The 17,076-nt window shown below is 64.0% G+C and carries 17 protein-coding genes; 5 read left to right on the forward strand and 12 right to left on the reverse strand.

From position 1 onward, the window contains the following. Nucleotides 1–5: 5 nt before the first annotated feature. The 11 genes from trbL to ACCQ10_RS14175 form a co-directional block, all read right to left on the reverse strand. Entirely contained in the window at nt 6–1,373 is a 1,368-nt protein-coding gene (trbL, locus tag ACCQ10_RS14125) for a P-type conjugative transfer protein TrbL (RefSeq protein WP_053531560.1), read from the reverse strand. After that, nucleotides 1,370–1,696: a hypothetical protein gene (locus tag ACCQ10_RS14130; protein WP_038858343.1), complete on the reverse strand. Its 327-nt coding sequence runs from the start codon at nt 1,694–1,696 to the stop codon at nt 1,370–1,372. Before ACCQ10_RS14130 ends, trbL begins: the two co-directional genes overlap by 4 nt. Before the next feature lie 12 nt (nt 1,697–1,708). Continuing rightward, complete coding sequence (gene trbJ / locus ACCQ10_RS14135; RefSeq protein ID WP_372363128.1) at nt 1,709–2,452, reverse strand: P-type conjugative transfer protein TrbJ; 744 nt, start codon at nt 2,450–2,452, stop codon at nt 1,709–1,711. After that, nucleotides 2,449–4,899 carry a conjugal transfer protein TrbE gene (trbE, locus tag ACCQ10_RS14140; RefSeq protein WP_038862369.1) on the reverse strand — a complete coding sequence of 817 codons (2,451 nt, stop codon included), beginning with the start codon at nt 4,897–4,899 and terminating at the stop codon, nt 2,449–2,451. Before trbE ends, trbJ begins: the two co-directional genes overlap by 4 nt. 12 nt (nt 4,900–4,911) lie before the next feature. Next, complete coding sequence (locus ACCQ10_RS14145; RefSeq protein ID WP_006378802.1) at nt 4,912–5,181, reverse strand: VirB3 family type IV secretion system protein; 270 nt, start codon at nt 5,179–5,181, stop codon at nt 4,912–4,914. After that, complete coding sequence (locus ACCQ10_RS14150) at nt 5,178–5,564, reverse strand: TrbC/VirB2 family type IV secretion system protein (RefSeq protein ID WP_007704369.1); 387 nt, start codon at nt 5,562–5,564, stop codon at nt 5,178–5,180. Before ACCQ10_RS14150 ends, ACCQ10_RS14145 begins: the two co-directional genes overlap by 4 nt. Next, nucleotides 5,551–6,630, reverse strand: a complete 1,080-nt coding sequence (trbB, locus tag ACCQ10_RS14155; protein ID WP_032805118.1) for a P-type conjugative transfer ATPase TrbB — start codon at nt 6,628–6,630, stop codon at nt 5,551–5,553. The genes ACCQ10_RS14150 and trbB overlap by 14 nt, the downstream gene beginning before the upstream one ends. After that, nucleotides 6,627–7,103 (reverse strand): CopG family transcriptional regulator, encoded by a 477-nt coding sequence (locus ACCQ10_RS14160; RefSeq protein WP_372361043.1) that lies wholly within the window; start codon nt 7,101–7,103, stop codon nt 6,627–6,629. The genes trbB and ACCQ10_RS14160 overlap by 4 nt, the downstream gene beginning before the upstream one ends. After that, nucleotides 7,100–9,097 carry a conjugal transfer protein TraG gene (locus ACCQ10_RS14165; protein ID WP_372361044.1) on the reverse strand — a complete coding sequence of 666 codons (1,998 nt, stop codon included), beginning with the start codon at nt 9,095–9,097 and terminating at the stop codon, nt 7,100–7,102. Before ACCQ10_RS14165 ends, ACCQ10_RS14160 begins: the two co-directional genes overlap by 4 nt. Nucleotides 9,098–9,330: 233 nt before the next feature. Beyond that, nucleotides 9,331–9,594, reverse strand: coding sequence for an EexN family lipoprotein (locus ACCQ10_RS14170; protein WP_038862368.1), 264 nt, complete (start codon nt 9,592–9,594; stop codon nt 9,331–9,333). Next, the gene (locus tag ACCQ10_RS14175; RefSeq protein ID WP_372361046.1) at nt 9,591–10,535 is read right to left on the reverse strand and encodes a LysR family transcriptional regulator; all 945 of its coding nucleotides are present in this window, start codon (nt 10,533–10,535) and stop codon (nt 9,591–9,593) included. The genes ACCQ10_RS14170 and ACCQ10_RS14175 overlap by 4 nt, the downstream gene beginning before the upstream one ends. Nucleotides 10,536–10,650: 115 nt before the next feature. Between ACCQ10_RS14175 and ACCQ10_RS14180 the strand changes: the two genes are divergently transcribed. The 5 genes from ACCQ10_RS14180 (at nt 10,651) to ACCQ10_RS14200 (ending at nt 15,898) form a co-directional block, all read left to right on the forward strand. After that, nucleotides 10,651–11,346, forward strand: a complete 696-nt coding sequence (locus tag ACCQ10_RS14180; protein WP_049874103.1) for a TetR/AcrR family transcriptional regulator — start codon at nt 10,651–10,653, stop codon at nt 11,344–11,346. A 131-nt stretch (nt 11,347–11,477) separates the two neighbouring features. Next, complete coding sequence (locus ACCQ10_RS14185) at nt 11,478–12,722, forward strand: alpha/beta hydrolase family protein (RefSeq protein ID WP_372361047.1); 1,245 nt, start codon at nt 11,478–11,480, stop codon at nt 12,720–12,722. A gap of 55 nt (nt 12,723–12,777) precedes the next feature. Beyond that, on the forward strand, nt 12,778–13,647 hold the full coding sequence (locus tag ACCQ10_RS14190; RefSeq protein WP_007704388.1) for an aldo/keto reductase: 870 nt from the start codon (nt 12,778–12,780) through the stop codon (nt 13,645–13,647). Then, nucleotides 13,631–14,959 carry an alpha/beta hydrolase gene (locus ACCQ10_RS14195; protein ID WP_372361048.1) on the forward strand — a complete coding sequence of 443 codons (1,329 nt, stop codon included), beginning with the start codon at nt 13,631–13,633 and terminating at the stop codon, nt 14,957–14,959. Before ACCQ10_RS14190 ends, ACCQ10_RS14195 begins: the two co-directional genes overlap by 17 nt. 9 nt (nt 14,960–14,968) lie before the next feature. Next, entirely contained in the window at nt 14,969–15,898 is a 930-nt protein-coding gene (locus ACCQ10_RS14200) for an NADP-dependent oxidoreductase (protein WP_032805122.1), read from the forward strand. A gap of 107 nt (nt 15,899–16,005) precedes the next feature. On the opposite strand, the gene ACCQ10_RS14205 is transcribed toward ACCQ10_RS14200, so the two are convergent. Beyond that, nucleotides 16,006–17,025, reverse strand: a complete 1,020-nt coding sequence (locus ACCQ10_RS14205; protein ID WP_053531607.1) for a metal-dependent hydrolase — start codon at nt 17,023–17,025, stop codon at nt 16,006–16,008. Between the last annotated feature and the right edge of the window lie 51 nt (nt 17,026–17,076).

Consider the following 17,076-nt stretch of genomic DNA (forward strand, 5'->3'; position numbering starts at 1 on the left):
GAAGGTTAGGTATCGGAATCCCGCAGGCTCGGGCCTTGCCCGGAGCCGCCGCCGTCGCCGCCGCGCAGCGTGTGGGCAGCAGTGGTCGCGGCATGGGTGGCCTGCTGGCGCCGGTGCATCCGCTTGGCCCAGGCCGGTTGCTCTTGCTTCTGCGAGCCTGCGGCGCCGTCTGCGGTCTGGCCGGGGCCAGCACCGTCGCTGCCGGCTTCTGTGCCGTTCCAGCCAGCGCGGAAGAAATCGGCCATCTTCTGCCCCGCAGCGGAAGCTCCAGAGGCGACGCGGCGGCCTGCGGCTTGTGCGCCGGTCTTGGCGACATTGCCGAGGCCAGCCGCCGCGCCCTTGGCACCGCCGCCGGCCGCAGTGGAACCGGCCTGGAACGCCGATCGGGCACTGCCGGCCGCCGAAGTCGCGGCACGCGCCCCGGCACCGGCCAGCTTTGCGGCCGCCGGGGCCATTCGTGCACCGGCCATGACGGCGCCGCCCACGCCCGTTGCGGCGGCGCCGATGGCAACGCCGGTGCCGACAGCGCCGACCGCAGCACCAGCCATCGCGCCCGCACCAAGCTGCGGCGCACCGGACACCAGGCCGGTGGCGATACCGGGTCCGAAAATGCCCAGCGCAAGCAGCGCGAGCGAGGCCAGCATCACGACCAGCGCGTGGTCGATGGATGGCTCGTCGGGATGCACCTGGAACTCGGCGAACAGGCCGGAACCGATGCCGACGATGACGGCCAGCACCAAGACCTTGATGCCTGACGACACCACGTTGCCCAGCACCTTTTCCGCGAGGAACGAGGTCTTGTTCCAGAGTGCAAACGGGATCAAGACGAAGCCGGCGAGCGTGGTCAGCTTGAACTCGATCAGCGTGATGAAAAGCTGTACCGCCAGCACGAAGAAGCAGAGGATCACCACCAGCCAGGCGATGAACAGCACCACGATGGGGTCGATGTTCACGAACACCTCGGGGAACCCAGCCATGTCCCCGATCTGTTCCAGAATCGGCGCGGCAGCGTCGATGCCGGTCTTCGCCAGCCGGCCAGGCTGAAGGAAGTTCTCCATCGTGATGGCCGAGCCGGTCGCGGTGATCCCCAAGCCGGCGAACGAGCGGAACACGATGCTCGCCAGCCAGTTGAAGTTGCCGATGATGTAGGCGAACGCGCCGACATAGAGCACCTTGCGCAGCAGCTTGGCGATCACGTCATCGCCCTGGCCGGTGGCGTGGCTCATGGCCCAATAAAGACCAGCGATCGTCATGTCGATGACGATGAGTGTGGCGGTGAGAAACGCCACTTCGCCCTGCAACAAACCGAAGCCCGAGTCGATGTAGCGCGAGAACGTATCGAGGAAACGGTCGATGATGGTCACGTCGTTCATGGCGAATCCTCGGACGGAGTGAGCAGAACGGCGCCCTCTGGCAATTCATCTGCGGGCGTATCGAAGCTCGGCGGAATCGGCGGAAGTTCAGCCAGCGAGTTGTATTCGTCCGGCCCGGTATGGCCGGCGAAAAAGCGCCGCCGGAAGGCTTCGGCGGCGGCGCGGCAGGCATCCTCGCCCACGGCCTGCCGGTCGGCCGCGCATTGCCCGCGCAATGCCTTGAGCCGCACCGGATCTGCGGCCAGGGCGTCGGCCAGGTTCTCGGCCGGCTGCTGGCCGCACGCGGTCAGCAGCACGGCCAGCAGGACGGAAGCGCTTCGCATGGCCGCCTCCGGTCAGTTGTTGTAGAAGTTGACGGACTGCGGCGTGTACGGCGTGCCGGTGCCGAGGAAGCGCCGCCGCACTTCGCGGGCGCGCTCCATAGCCGCCGCTTGCCGCGCCAGTTCCAGCGAAGCGGCCCGGTCTTGCGTGATCTGGAGCTGCTGCCCCTGGATCGACTGCTTGGCCTGCAAAGCCAGGAGCTGGTTCGTCGCCTGCATCGCTTGCAGCGCGCCGGTCGCCGATTGGCTCTGGTTCACGAGGTCGGCCAGCGCGCTTTCGTCTTGGGCGAGGTTCTGCGACACCTGCGCCTGCATCCGCATCGCGGTGTGCAGGCCGTTCAAGGTGTTCTGCCAGCGTTCGCGGGCGTCCTGCGCCAAGCGGTCGCCGCTGATGGTGGCGGCGTACTGTTCCGGGTACAGGCGGGCGAACGTGGCATCCATGCTCTGCACGTCGTAGGCCAAGCCGCGCGCCTCGGCGATCAGGCGCTCGGTGGTGGCGAGCGTCGAGCGCAGGCGGTTGACGATGTTGAAGTCGAGGTTTGCCAGATTCCTGGCCTGGTTCATCAACATCTGCGCCTCGTTCTGGAGCTGGTTGATCTGGTTGTTGATCTGTTCCAGCGTGCGCACGGCGGTCAGCGTGTTCTGCACGAAGTTGGACGGGTCGAACACCGTCAGCGCGGATGCGGGCTGCATGGCCAGCAGCAATACCGACAACACAGCAGCGAGTGAGACAGAGAGCAAACGGGGCTTGGTCTTCATAGTGAAACCTCCAGCGGTTGAGAAGCGAGAAAGGAAGCTGCCGCCGGAGCGGACGGCAGCAGGTCGGCGGCCCAGCCGAGGCCGCGATGGCGCAGCCACGCGCCGGCGAAGCCGGGAGCGCCGGCCTGCGTCAGCACGCGGTCAATATCGCGTTGGTCTTGAGGGGTGGATGCGCCCGCGAATGCGAGCGCGACAGGCCCCAGGTCGAGGTCGAATAGGCGGTTGCCGAGGCGCGACTGGTAGTAGTAGTCGCGCTTGGGCTGCGCGGTGGCGACGATCTCGATCTGCCGGCTGTTGAGCCCGAAGCCCTCGTAGATCGTGCGAATCTGCGGCTCGGTCGCCTGCGGATTAGGTAAGAAAATCCGACTGGCGCAACTCTCGATGATCGCGGGCGCGATGGTCGAATCCTTGATGTCGGCCAGCGACTGCGTGGCGAAGATGACGCTGACGTTTTTTTTCCTGAGCGTCTTGAGCCATTGCCGGATGCGGGCCGCGAAAGATGGCTCATCAAGGAATAGCCACGCTTCATCGAGGATCAGCAGCGTCGGCGCACCGTCGAAACGCTCGTCGAAGCGGGCGAACAGGTAGCGCAGCACCGCTTGCACGGCGGCGGGGCTGTGCATCAGTTCTTCCATCTCGAAGCCCTGCACGTCGGCCATGCCCAGCCGGTCGTGGTCAGCGTCCAGCAGCTTGCCGTGTGCGCCGCCCAGCACATAGGGCGCGAGCGCTTGGCGCAGCGCGTTGGACTGCAATAACACCGACAAGCCGGTCATGGTGCGCTGCTCCACCGGCGCACCGGCAAGGCTTCTCAGCGCCGACCAGATGGCAGCCTTCTCGTCCGGGCCGACCGTCACGCCTTCGTGCAGCAGCCGGCCCTCCACCCATTCCGCGGCCCAGGTGCGGTAGCCCTCGTGGGCAATTCGCGCGAGTGGCTGGAAGGCGATGCCGCCATCGGCACCGAGGTCGTAGTGCTCACCGCCAAGGCCGAGGATGGTGGCGCGCATCGAGCGCCCCATGTCGAAGGCGAAGATCCGCGAGCCGAAGTAGCGCCGGAACTGCATGGCCAGGATGGCGAGCAGCACCGACTTGCCCATGCCAGTCGGCCCGGCGACAAGGGTGTGGCCCACGTCGCCGATGTGCGTTACCAGCCGGAACGGCGTCGCACCATCGGTGCGTGTCACGATCAGCGGCGGGCCGTCGAGGTGGTCGTTCTTCTTCGGCCCGGCCCATACCGCTGACATCGGCATCATGTGCGCCAGGTTCAGCGTCGAAACGATGGGCTGACGCACGTTCGCGTATGCGTTGCCGGGGACGGACGACAGCCAGGCATCGACCGCGTTGAGGGTTTCGGGGATCGTCACGAAGCCCCGGCCTTGGATAACGCGCTCCACCATGCGCAGCTTCTCGTCGGCCACGGCCGGGTCGGCGTCGAGCACCGTCACCGTGGCGGTGAGGTAGCCGAAGGCGACTTGATCGCTGCCCAGCTCCTGCAAGGCGGCATCGGCGTCGGCGGCCTTGTTGCTGGCATCGGTATCGACCAGCGGGCTTTCCTGCTGAAAGATCGTTTCGCGCAGCAGCGCGATGACGTTCTTGCGCTTGGCGAACCATTGGCGCCGCAAGCGCCCCAACTCCCGTTCCGCCTCGGCTTTGTCGAGACACAGGAAGCGCGTATTCCAGCGATACGCAAAGCCCAGGCGGTTGAGGTCGTCCAAAATCCCCGGCCAGGTCGAGGTCGGGAAGCCTCGTACCGACACCACGCGCAGGTGCTGATCGCCCAGCATGGGCGCCAGGCCGCCGACCAGCGCGGCATCGGCCAGCAGCGCGTCGATATGGAACGGCACGTCGGGCACGCCGACGCGATAGCGGCGCGTGGAGACTGTGGCATGCAGGTAGGTCAGCGTCTGGCTGTCGTCCAGCCAGGCAATCTCCGGCATCACACCATCGAGCAGGTCGAACACGCGATCGGTCTCTGCCACGAAGGAATCGAGCCGACCGCGCCAGTCCACGCCCTCGGTGGGCCGGTTCTCGTACAGCATCCCAGCCGCACGGGCGCGAGACTCTTGCGGCGGTAGGTGTTGCAACGTGAAGTGATAGACGCTCTCGAAATGGCCATCCGACTCCTCGAACGCCGCGCGTCGCTCCTCATCCACCAGCCAGGACAGTGGTTCGGGAAAGGAGGACTGCGGATAGCTCGATGCCCGCATTCGCTCGGCCTCGATATAGAAGGCCCAGCCAGACCCGGTACGGCGAAGCGCGTTGTTCTGCCGCGCCGACGTGGCAATCAGTTCGCCCTGTGTCGCACTGTCCAGGTCGGGACCGCGAAACTGGAACGTGCGTTGAAACGAACCATCTTTGTTCAGTACAACGCCCGGCGCGACCAGCCCGGCCCAGGGCAGCCAGTCGGCAAGCAAGGCCGGGCGCTGACGATATTCGGCAAGGTTCAGCATGGCGTCCTCCCCTCACACGTCCAGAAGCGGGCGGTGTTTGATATGCCGCGCGAAGACCTGCATGAACTGCGGATCGACGCGAGCACCCCATACGGCCAGCGAGTGGCCGACGATCCAGAGCACCACGCCGGGAATCCACAGTTGCAGGCCCAGTCCGACGGCGGCGGCCAGCGTGCCGTTGGCAATTGCCACGGTGCGCGGCGCGCCGCCCAGCAGGATTGGCTCGGTCAGCGAGCGATGCAGCGGCACCTCGAAGCCCGGAAGGTCGCTGGCCGTACTCATACGACGGCCCCGCCGGAGAACGAGAAGAACGACAGGAAGAACGAGGAAGCGGCGAACGCGATGCTCAACCCGAACACGATCTGGATCAGCTTGCGAAAGCCGCCGCTGGTGTCGCCGAAGGCCAGCGCCAGGCCCGTGGCGATGATGATGATGACCGCGACGATGCGTGCCACCGGCCCCTGGATCGAATCCAGAATCGACTGCAAGGGCCCCTCCCACGGCATCGAGGAACCGGCGGCTTGCGCCGTGCCCGCCAGCAACAGCAGCAGCGCGGCCAGCAGCAGCCCTTGCCCCGCAGGGCGGGCGAGGCTGCGCAGTCGCGCTAGGCCGGACAGGTGAGGAAGCGGATTTACGGAAAAGCGGAAAGAATCAACGTGCGTCATGGCAGTTCTCCAAGTTGGTTGGGGGACGGGGATGTGCAGCGGCGTCGGCTGCGAGAGGAGCCGGCGTCAGCTTGGGAAACGGCGTTTCCAGCGCGTCCGCCAGGCGATAGCCGGTGCCGTCGAAGCCGACGACACGGGCGATGGTTTCGACGTGGCGCTTGCGGCCGCGTCCGGCGATGTGAATGACGACGTTGACCGCCTCGGCGATCAGCGCCCGCGGCGGATTCACAGCGACTTCGAGAATCAACTGTTCGAGGCGCAGCAAGGCGCCCAGCGCGGAGCCGGCGTGGATGGTTGCAATGCCGCCGGGGTGGCCGGTGCCCCACACTTTGATGAGGTCGAGGGCCTCGCCGCCGCGCACCTCGCCGACGATCACGCGGTCAGGCCGCAGGCGCATCGTGGCCCGCACCAGCTCGGTCATGGTGACGACGCCGGCGCGGGTGCGCAGCGGCACATGGTCGCGGGCCGCGCATTGCAGCTCGATGGTGTCTTCGAGCACCAGCACGCGGTCGCCTGTGGCGGCGATCTCGGCCAGCAGCGCGTTCGCCAGCGTGGTCTTGCCGGTGCTAGTGCCGCCGGCGATCAGGATGTTCTGCCGCTCGCGCACGGCGCGGCGCAGGAACTCGGCCTGCCCGGCGGTCAGGATGCCGTCGGCCACGTAGCGATCCAGACCGATGATGCTCACGGCCCGCTTGCGCAGCGCGAAGGCTGGCCCCGGGGCGGCCGGTGGCAGGATGCCCTCGAAACGCTCGCCGGTTTCCGGCAGCTCGGCGGTCAAGAGCGGCTGGCTGCGATGCACCTCCGCACCGACATGCGCGGCTACCAGGCGGATGATGCGTTCGCCATCTGCTTCGGGCAGTTCCACGCCCAGCGGCGAGCGACCCGACGACAACCGATCCACCCACAGGGTGCGATCCGGGTTGAGCATGATTTCCACCACGTCCGGGTCTTCGAGCGCAGCGGCGATCAGCGGCCCCATCGCCGTGCGCAGCATCTGGATGCGGCGATCCTGGGACGCCGCTGCGGATGACCGGGGTTCGGGCGGGATCTGCGGAACGGCACTCATGATGCACGCTCCGCAGTTCGTTCATGGGCGGACGCCATCGCTGCTGCGTCATCCATCCGCATCGGATCGGGGTGCAATTCCTCCACCACGTCGCGCACCAGACTGCGGCCACGCAGCAGGTGACGGCCCAACTGCTCGACGAACTGCTCGAAGCGCGCCTTGCCCTGGACGCGGGCCGCGTCCTGGTGGGCTTCTGGCACTGGCGTGCTGACGGTCAGGAAATAGCGGATGAACAGCGCCAGCGTTTCGATCTGGATGTTCTGGTCGCGCTCCAGGCGTTCGGTCTGCCGCGACAGTCGATCCAGCCGCTTGGCAATAGCGGCCTCACGCTGGTCGCCAGCATCCGGTGACAGCCAGGACGCCAAGGCCGCTGCGACGATGGAGGACTTGGACACACCTTTCTTGGCGGCCAGTTCGTCCAGGCGCTTGGCGTGCTCGGGCTGGATGAAAAGGTTGAGGCGGTATTGGCTCATAGGTCGATTCCGTCGTTGGGGTCGAGGGAAGCCAGCCGGGCCGTGCGCTGCATGGACGGGTCGAGCTGGCCGGGAAGTGGCAGCACCAGGTCGTCGTCATCGAGCAGAGCCAGGTCGTTCGCATGTGCGTCAGGCTCGGGGTCGTAGGCGACGGTTTCGGAGAGTTCGGGCTGGCGGCGCGGGCCGCCGTCATCGGTGCCGCCCAGGCCATCGGCGGATGCCGAGGCCGGCGCCGCAGGTACGGCCGGGATCGCCAAGCCGCTCCAGTCGTCGGGGTGGGCTGGCGGCGCGTCGGCGTACCTCCCGACTGCGAGCGCGGGCGGTGGCAGGACGCAATTCTTGAAATTGGCGTCGGCGTAGTAGCGCAGCTTCTTCGCGCGGATCGGGGCGACGCTGGACACCATGACCACGGCGTCATCGGGCGGAAGCTGCATCACCTCGCCGGGCGTCAGCAGCGGACGCGCGGTTTCCTGACGCGACACCATCAGGTGCCCCAGCCATGGAGCGAGCCGGTGGCCGGCGTAGTTGCGCTGCGCGCGAAGCTCGGTGGCAGTGCCGAGGGTTTCGGAAATCCTTTTCGCCGTCCTTTCGTCGTTGGTGGCGAAAGTCACCCGGACATGGCAGTTGTCGAGGATGGAATGGTTCTGCCCATACGCCTTGTCGATCTGGTTCAGGCTCTGAGCGATGAGAAAGCTGCGGATGCCGTAGCCGGCCATGAAGGCAAGTGCGGACTCGAAGAAGTCCAGACGACCCAGCGCCGGAAATTCGTCCAGCATCAGCAGCAGCTTGTGGCGGCGCGCGATGCCGTCGCTGCCATCGAGCGATTCGGTCAGCCGCCGCCCGATCTGGTTCAAGATGAGCCGGATCAGCGGCTTGGTGCGGCTGATGTCGGAAGGCGGCACGACCAGATAGAGCGATACCGGATGCTCGGCGGAAATCAGGTCGGCGATGCGCCAGTCGCAGCGCGACGTGACTTCGGCCACGGTCGGGTCGCGGTACAGACCGAGAAACGACATGGCGGTGGAGAGCACGCCCGACCGCTCGTTGTCTGACTTGTTCAGCACTTCGCGCGCAGCGGATGCGACAACCGGGTGAGGCGCATCGCCCAGGTGCTTCGTCGTCATCATCCGGTGCAGCGTCAGCTCGAAGGGACAAGCAGGGTCGCTGAGGAAGTTGGCGACGCCGCGTAGCGTTTTGTCCTCGCCCGCGTAGAGCACATGCAGGATCGCGCCGACCAGCAGCGCATGACTGGTCTTTTCCCAATGGTTCCTGCGCTCAAGCGCACCATCGGGATCGACCAGAATGTCCGCCACGTTTTGCACGTCGCGGACTTCATGCGCGCCGCGCCGGACTTCGAGCAGCGGGTTGTAGGCTGCCGACTGCGCATCCGTGGGGTTGAACAGGAGGCAGTGGCTAAACCGCGAACGCCAGCCTGCGGTGAGCGTCCAGTTCTCGCCTTTGATGTCGTGAACGACGACGGATGCGGGCCAACTCAACAAGGTGGGAACGACCAGGCCCACACCCTTGCCCGAGCGTGTGGGGGCGAAGGTCAGGACGTGTTCCGGGCCTTCATGGCGAAGGTACTGGCCGCGATGCAGCCCGAGGAAAACCCCGTCGGGCTGGATCAGACCGGCTTTGCGTATGTCGTCCGCATCGGCCCAACGTGCCGAACCGTAGGTGGTGACAAGGCGCGCTTGCCGCGAGCGCCACACCGACATGGCGATGGCGACCCCCACGGCCACCAGACCGCTGCCACCCGCGATAGCCCCGCCGATATCGAAGACGTGCGGCGCGTAGGCGTCAAAGAAGAACCACCACTCGAACAGCCGCCAAGGGTGATAGACCGGAGTTCCAAAGAAGTCGAACCACGGCGAGCCAAGGCATAGTTGATAGCCCAGGGCGGCGGCTGTCCATTGCGTTGCACTCCACACGCCGGCGATCACGATGCCGAATACGGCGGCGATCTGCCCGAACAGTACGCCCTGAGCTTGCATCGACTGGCCTCCGATTTCCCTGCGCTGATTCCTCGTTCAAAAGCGGCACAGGGACGTGCCGCATAGAGGGAGGATCGGTGCCGGGTAGGTGCCGGTCAAAGACCGTTATCGGAAGCAAGATGATGCAAAAAGCATCGTTCCAGGCTGGAGCGAAACCAATAGAAACGCCGCAGGCGCGAGCGCGCTGCGGCGTGTTTGGTTAAGAGGGAAAATAATTTGTGAAGGACTAGCGACTAGAACTTAGGTGGCGCCTCCGGCGGGGTATAGGGCGTGTTGCCGTCGCCATAGAACCGCTTGCGCGTGGCTTCTGCCACGCGGTTGCAGAGTACGTCGCCAAGCGTCGCACGGTCGGTCTTGCACTGCTGACGCAACTCCTTCAACCGTGCAGGATCGGCAGCCAGTTCCTCGACGGTCGGGATGTTGGCCTGCTTGGGCGTCTCAGATGGGCCGCAGGCCGTGAGCAAGCCGGCCAGCAGCAATAGCGTCATTCGCTTCATAGCTCGATTTCCTCCTGTGGGTCAGATTCGGCTGACGGCACGGGCCTTGCGCCTTCGGGCAAGTCGATTGCCTGTACCCGTTCGACGAATCGAGTCAGCACTTCAGACTCTTCCCCTTCGCGCCGCAGAAGGTAGGTGGTCAGCATAGGGGAGCGCCCGGCCAATGGCCGGGCCACCACGCCGCATTCCCGGCTCGCCACGATATGCGGCAAGCCGGCTAGACCCAAGGCGAAGCCAGCGGAAACCACCACCATCATCAGCTCGAACGAAGCGACACGTTCTGCGATCAGCGGCTCGCGGTCGGATCGACGCAGCATGCGTTCCACCTGGCGAGCATGGCCCTCGCACGCCTGCGGATCGCAGAGCACCAGCGGAAATTGCAGCAATTCATCCAATGGGATTCGCTTGTGCTTGAGCAGGTGATGCCGCGCGGGCACAGCCACCATGAGCGGATCGCTCCATACGGCCTCGGCGGTTATGCCGTCACCCACTTCATCGGATTGAGCAAACCCCAAGTCGTACAGATCGTCTTGCAGGCCCTTGAGTTGGTGTGACAGCGGCACTTGGAAAAGCCGAATATCCACCTCGGGTTCCTCCTGCCTGCACATCGCCAGCAAGCTCGGGAGACGCGAAGACGTGATGCCGTCGGAAACGGCGATTCTCAACTGGCCGTGGAAGCCGTTGGATGCTGCTTTCACACTGTCGCGCGCTTGCTGCAAGGCCGTGAACACGCGTGGCACATGCTCTAGAAACAGCTTGCCTGCCCGTGTCAGGCGCGTGCTTCGGCTGGAGCGGATGAACAACTGTTCCCCTAGTTCTTCCTCCAGCTCCTTGATCGTGCGCGACAGGGGCGATTGCTCGATGTGCAGCTTTTCCGCTGCACGAGCGAAGTGGAGTTCTTCCGCAACGGCGACAAAGCAACGCAGGTGCCGTAGTTCCATTTTGTAGTCCTTACTTTGGTTAGCGCACAGCCGGAGGTGGCATATGTTTCCTATCGGCTGGCGCCTGTGCAGTTGTCACGCCCGAAAGTGTACTGTATAGTACGTTACATAAACGATGAAGCCAAGGACAATCGAAGTGGTAAAGGATCAGCGCACATCGCCGACGAAGCATCGAACCGCAAAGGGCGCACAACGCCTTCAGGATCTAATCTCCGTTGCGGCTGAGCTATTCCTCGAACGCGGTTTCGACAGCGTCGCCGTGGATGACTTGATCGCCCGCGTGGGAGGTTCACGCAGCAACATCTATAGCCACTTCGGCGGCAAGGAAGGACTGTTCAAGGAGGCCATGATCAGTCTGTGCGCAGACGTGGCGAAGCCGCTGGAGCAGTTGCGAATCGGGAATGGCGGGCCAGAAGAAGTGCTTCCATTGCTCGGCAAGCGGCTACTACAGTCCGCACTGTCCCCACGCACGCTTGCCCTGCACCGTCTCTTAGTCAATGAAGGCAGGCGCTTTCCCGATGTTGCACAGGCAATGTGGGAAGTGAGTTACGGCAAGGCCATCGAGATCCTCTCCGACTGGATCGAGACGCAACAGCAATCGGGAAAAGACCTGTCTGGCGCGGTTCCAGCCAAAGTGCTTGCCGAACATTTCATTGGCCTGGTAGCCGGCCATGCCAAGCTGCTGGCAGCTTCAGGACTCCGTTCGTCACCTTTGTCCAACAGCGAGATCGACCGAATTGTGGGCCACGCCGTCCAGACCTTTCTTCATGGCTCATTGAGCCGTGGAGTGGAGCGTAGAGAGAAGAAATAACAACTGAATTTTTCTAGTCCGGGGTTAGCACTCACTCCATGAATCGGTCCTCTACCTCCAACGGAGAGAGCGATCCGGCCGAGTCCAAGGCGAGATCAATTTGTCAACATTAAGGATGAGGTACACACATCATGATCGATCAGAAAGATAAATTTGACACTAAACAAGTACACGGCGCAAAGGCCAGCGCGGCGACTTCAGCACAGGCCGGAAAGCATTGGGCAGACCCTGGTTTTTTCAATGACAACGTACTGCTTGACGCACTGATCAAGCACATCCTGAGCCTGATGCCCTACGGCATGACCGATTTCGGCGAGGTCATGGACGTGGTGCACCAGCTCAAGGGCAGCGACGAAGAGGCTTGGGTCAGTGCCTGGGCCGCGCTGGCAGGCCGGCTGCAGGACAGGGCCGAAGCGGCTGACCAAAAAGGCAAGCGCGTCACCGCCGCCAGCGCCTTTCTTCGGGCCTCCACCTACTGGCGCTGCGCGCTCCTGTATTTCAGCGACTTCGAGGACAAGCGCATGAAGGAGTACGCGGTCGCCAGCGCCTCGTGCTACGAGCGCTACATCAAGCTGTCGGGCTACCCCGGCGAGCGCATCGAAATCCCCTACGAGGGCGACTTCCTTCCCGGCTACTTCTACCGGTCGCCCCATGCGGGCGCAAAGGCACCACTGCTCATCGTCACGCCTGGCCGGGATACCTGGGCCGAAGACACCCGCTGGGTGTGCGAAGGCGCGCTGCAACGGGGTATCCACTGCCTGACCTACGATGGTCCGGGACAGGGATTCGCGCTGCGACTGAACAATCTCACCTTCCGCCCGGATTGGGAAAAGGTCGTCAGCCCGCTGATCGACTTCGCGCTGGAAAAATTCCCGGAAATCGACGCCTCCAACATCGCGCTGATGGGACTGAGCTTCGGCGGCTATCTGGCGCCGCGCGTGGCCGCGTTCGACAAGCGCATCAAGCTCTGCATCACCGATCCCGGCAACATCAGTTGGGGCCGCCAGATCATCGCGCAACTGGAGCGCTTCGCTGACCACCCGCTGGACCAGATTCCGGAGCAGATGCGCAACCTGGTGCGTGACTACGCCTGGAAGCACGGCGTGCCGAACACGATCAAGGATGTGGTGCAGGCCCTCCAGCCCTACGACAACTCGGCCGTTCTGGACAAGGTGACCTGCGAGACGCTCGTGCTGGACGGCACCGGCGAGGTCTTCCATGGAGCCAAGCCGTTCTACGACGCCTTGCAAGGCCCCAAGGAATACCTGTTGTTCGACGAGACCTCGACGGCGCAGTCGCACTGCCAGATCGGCGGTTATGCGACGGCCACCGAGTACATCTTCGACCGGATCGTCGAACGGTTGGGTTGCGCGTGATCCGCGCGTCCCGCTCGACCTGACAACCTCACGCAACTCCCATCAGGAACACGAAATGAATTCTTCGCTTCCCAGTACCAATGAGTTCCGCCTTGGCGGAGAGCTGCCCATCAACCGGCTGGGCTTTGGCGCCATGCGCCTGCCTTGCAACGGCTTCCGTGGTCCGGCGCGAGACCCGGAAACCGGGCGTGCCGTGCTGCGCCGCGCAGTCGAACTCGGCGTCAACCACATCGATACGGCCGAGTTCTACCAGAGCACCGATGGTTCGGTACGCGCCAATGCGCTCATCCGTGAGGCGTTGTATCCCTATCGGTCCAACCTGGTGATCGCGACCAAGGTCGGGGTCGTGTTCAACCCGGATGGCAGCCATCGACCGGCCACCGGTGCCGACATGCGCAGGCTCGTCGAAGAGAACCTGTCGAGTCTTGGCCTGGACCGTCTCGATCTGGTGTACCTGCGCATCGGCGAGATGACGGTGCCTCACGGCGAGTCGCTGGCCGAACGCTTCGAGGCGCTGGCCGCACTGCGTGCAGAAGGCCTGATTCGGCATCTGGGCATCAGCAACGTCGATATCGGGCACTTCAACGAGGCCCGCGCCATCGCCCCGATCGCGGCCGTGCAGAACAACTTCCATATCGCCAAGCGCGAGGACCTGAGCCTGCTGAAGGCCTGCGAAGAAGCCGGCATCGCGTTCTGCCCGTTCTTCCCGCTCGGTGGGGGCATGGGGGAGATCGACGACGGGCGGCTGGCCCGGGTCGCCGGAAGGCATGGTGCCACGCCGTCCCAGATCGCGCTGGCCTGGTTGTTGGCATCCTCCCCGGTGATGCTGGCGATCCCCGGCACGGGCTCCGTCGAGCACCTTCAGGAGAACGTCGCCGCCGGTGGCATTTCCCTCACCGAGGAAGACCATGCCGAACTGGCATGAATTCGGCGTCCGCTCGGTCATCTCGCGCTTAGCGCGAGGTGCCGCGCTGCTCGCCGTGGTTCTCGGAGCAGTCAGCCTGTCGTCCGGGTGCGCAACGGTGGATTTCAGCGAGTCTCCGGTCGGCTCGGTGAGCTTTGAAAAGTATCGACGCGACACGATCGCTCAAATCCAGGCCGGCCGCAGTTTCCAGCTTGCCGACCGGGATGCCGAGTTGGCGTGGAATGCCCCACAGGAGTGGCGGCCCGCTGAATCCGAGGCGGGAGCGCGTCCGCGAAAAGGGATTCTGTTCGTGCATGGCCTCGGCGATTCGCCCTGGTCCTTCCACGACGTGGGGCCGCCACTGGCGAGCCAAGGATTCCTCGTGCGAACGGTGCTCCTCCCCGGCCACGGCACGCGGCCCGACGACTTGCTGACGACAACGGCGGAGCAATGGCGCCAAGTGGTCTGGGAACAGGCCATGGCGCTGCAGCGCGACGTCGATGGCGAGGTGTACCTAGGAGGGTTCTCCACGGGAGCGAACCTGGTCCTTGACTACGCGTATTCGCATCCCGAGATCGCAGGACTGGTGCTGTTCTCGCCCGGCTTCAAGAGCATGCCCTTCGATTGGCTTGCGCCGCTGGCGGCCCGTGTCCGGCCCTGGCTCATCAAGCCTGACGGGACGATTCCGATGCAGAACGCCGTCAAGTACTTCAACGTCCCGTCCAACGGGTTCGCACAGTTCTATCGGACCAGCGCCAACGCACGCCGGCTGCTGCGCGACCGGGCCTATGAGAAGCCGGTCTTCATGGTCGTTGCCGAGCACGATTCCGTGCTGGATACCGACTATCTGTTCGATGTCTTCCAGCAGCGCTTCACGCACCCGGACAGCCGCTTGGTCTGGTACGGAGGCGAGCCGGACGGACTGACGGATCGCCGGCGCGTTCTGGTCCGGCAGGACCGGCTGCCCGAATGGCGCATCAGCCAGTTCTCGCACATGAGCGTCACGTTCTCTCCCGCTAACACTGTTTATGGGGACGGCGGCAGCCTGCGCCTGTGCCTGAACGGCTTGCGTGAAGGCGACACGCAGGCCTGCGAAAAGGGGGAGCCCGTCTGGTACTCGGACTGGGGCTATCGAGAGGAAGGGAAGATCCACGCACGGCTCACCTTCAACCCGTATTTCGAGTGGCAGACCTCGGTGATGCTGGCGATGCTTGACACCGCAACCACATCCGTCATCTCGCAGGACGTCACGTTGAAGACCTCCACGAGCGAACGCTCCCGGCCAGCATCGCCCCCTCGATCCATTGACATTCCAAAAGCAGCCGAAAGGTAAAGAGACACCATGAAAAGAGTGCAGTTCAGCAGCTACGGCGGCCCCGAGACGATGGCATTCGCCGAATATACACTTCCCCCACTCGAAGCCCGACGGGTGCGCGTGCGCGTGAAAGCCGCTGCGATCAATCCGCTGGATTGGAAGCTGCGGCGCGGTGTCATGAAGTTCGTCACCGGACGGAAGTTTCCCCAGGGTATGGGTTCGGACTTCGCTGGGGTAGTGGAAGAAGTCGGCACCGATGTCACCGACTTCCGTGTGGGCGACGAAGTTTTCGGCACGGTCGAGATTAAGAGGCAAGGTGCGTTTGCCGAGGTCGTCGATGCCGACGCCAAGCTCATTGTCCGCAAGCCCGCCTCGCTCACGTTCAGCGAAGCCGCGTGCCTCCCCATCCCGGCGGCAACCGCCTGGGCGGCCGTCGTCGGCGTCGCGCGCGTGGGCCACGGTTCGAGAATCTTCATCCACGGCTGCAGCGGCGCCGTAGGCAGCAGCGCGGTCCAACTCGCGCAGGCGCATGGCGCGCAGGTGTGCGGCGCGTGCGGCGATGCTTCGATCGCTGCAGCGAGGGCTGCTGGCGTCAATCCGGTGTTTCCTTACTCGGAGAAGGCCTCGTTTGCATCCGACGGCCTCTACGACGCGGTGTTCGACACGCTCGGTACGCTGGCCGTCGCTGATGGACTGGCGATGCTCAAGCCCAAGGGCCGCTTCATCGACATCAATCCGACTCCGGCCAGGATGCTGCGCGGCCTCATCTCCGGGCGCTACCGGATGACGTTCTCGACAGGCGGTTTCAAGAATCTGGAGGAAATCGCCAAGTTAGCCGGCGACGGAAAGCTGCGTTCTTCCATTGGTCTGGAAGCGCCGTTTGCCGATGCGCTGTCAATGATCAAGGACACGGAAGTCGGCCGGCGCCCGCCAGGCCGAATCGTGTTGATCATGTAAGCGTACCTGGAGTGAAAGCCAATTTTCTGATTTTGCCGAATCTATAGATCGCGCTTGAGGCTATCCGCATTTAATTTCTGAGGGTGAGAACGCCAAAGTGTGCGGAGTCAATTCTCCGGGCACTTTTTATCACACGAATCGACCAACCTCTCAGGGTCGCTCTGCTTCGTCAGTTCCAGTGGAAACGCTGCTTTAACCGAGAAAACCCCCGTATCCGGGCGCGTTCCGAACCGCGCATCCCCAACAGTGACGTTGGTGTTCTCACCATTTCCTTTGATCATCGCGAAGGGGAACCGAGACCAGTACAGGAAATCGGCCATCTGCTTGCTCTGCCCAGCCACCAGAGCAATCGCCGACTGGTCCATGTGAGAGGAAACAAGTTCCTGGTCCAGCGATACATGAGGGTTGGGAAGCCAGCGAAAATCACCAAAGCCATACTGATGCTCTGTCTGCACGACGATCCTCCGCCTGAACGGGTCGGCAAATACCGGATTCGCCAGAACCTGCTGCGGTTGACCCAGACCAGACTCCTTGAACTCGCGGGCTACACGTTCTTCCACAACTCGCCCACTCGCGACCATTGCGCCGCTATAGAGTGTGGTTACCAGAAGGGCCACTATCGCCGGGCTGGATGTCCGACCTGCGCCCGAGCGCTCGCGGCGCCGTGATAGCCAGATTCCTATGCCAAGGGCGAGCCAGATCCATGGATCGGCGATGAAAAGCGCATCGCCATAAAACCAACGCTCCGAGAACGGCATCAGAAGCCGGATGCCCCAGCTATTCATCCAGTCCAGCAAGGGGTGCGAAAGCGCGCCGATATAGCTGAGCAACAAGAGCTGCCCCGGCTGAACGGCGGGGCGCGCGCCTGGTCGTGAACCTCTACGGGTTTGCCATCTGTCGAACCACAGCAGCACGAGCGTTAGAACCGCTGGCAGCACGAGCAACCCGATCGGGCCATGTGTCCAGCCACGCCTGCACGAGAGAGCCTCGCCGAAAGCGATACACAAGACATCCACGTCGGACAGATTCGCGCCGATCATCAATGCCGGCATCGCGAGCGCCGTTCGCCGCTTGAGCCCGGCCTGCCCCAAAGCGGCGCCGACCAAAGTGTGAGTCAGGTTGTCCACTACAAGAAGCTCGCGGTTTGGTTGTCTATTGGGCGAATCGGTTCTCTCAAG

Source organism: Xanthomonas sp. NCPPB 1325 (assembly GCF_041477645.2).
GTDB lineage: Bacteria > Pseudomonadota > Gammaproteobacteria > Xanthomonadales > Xanthomonadaceae > Xanthomonas > Xanthomonas cannabis.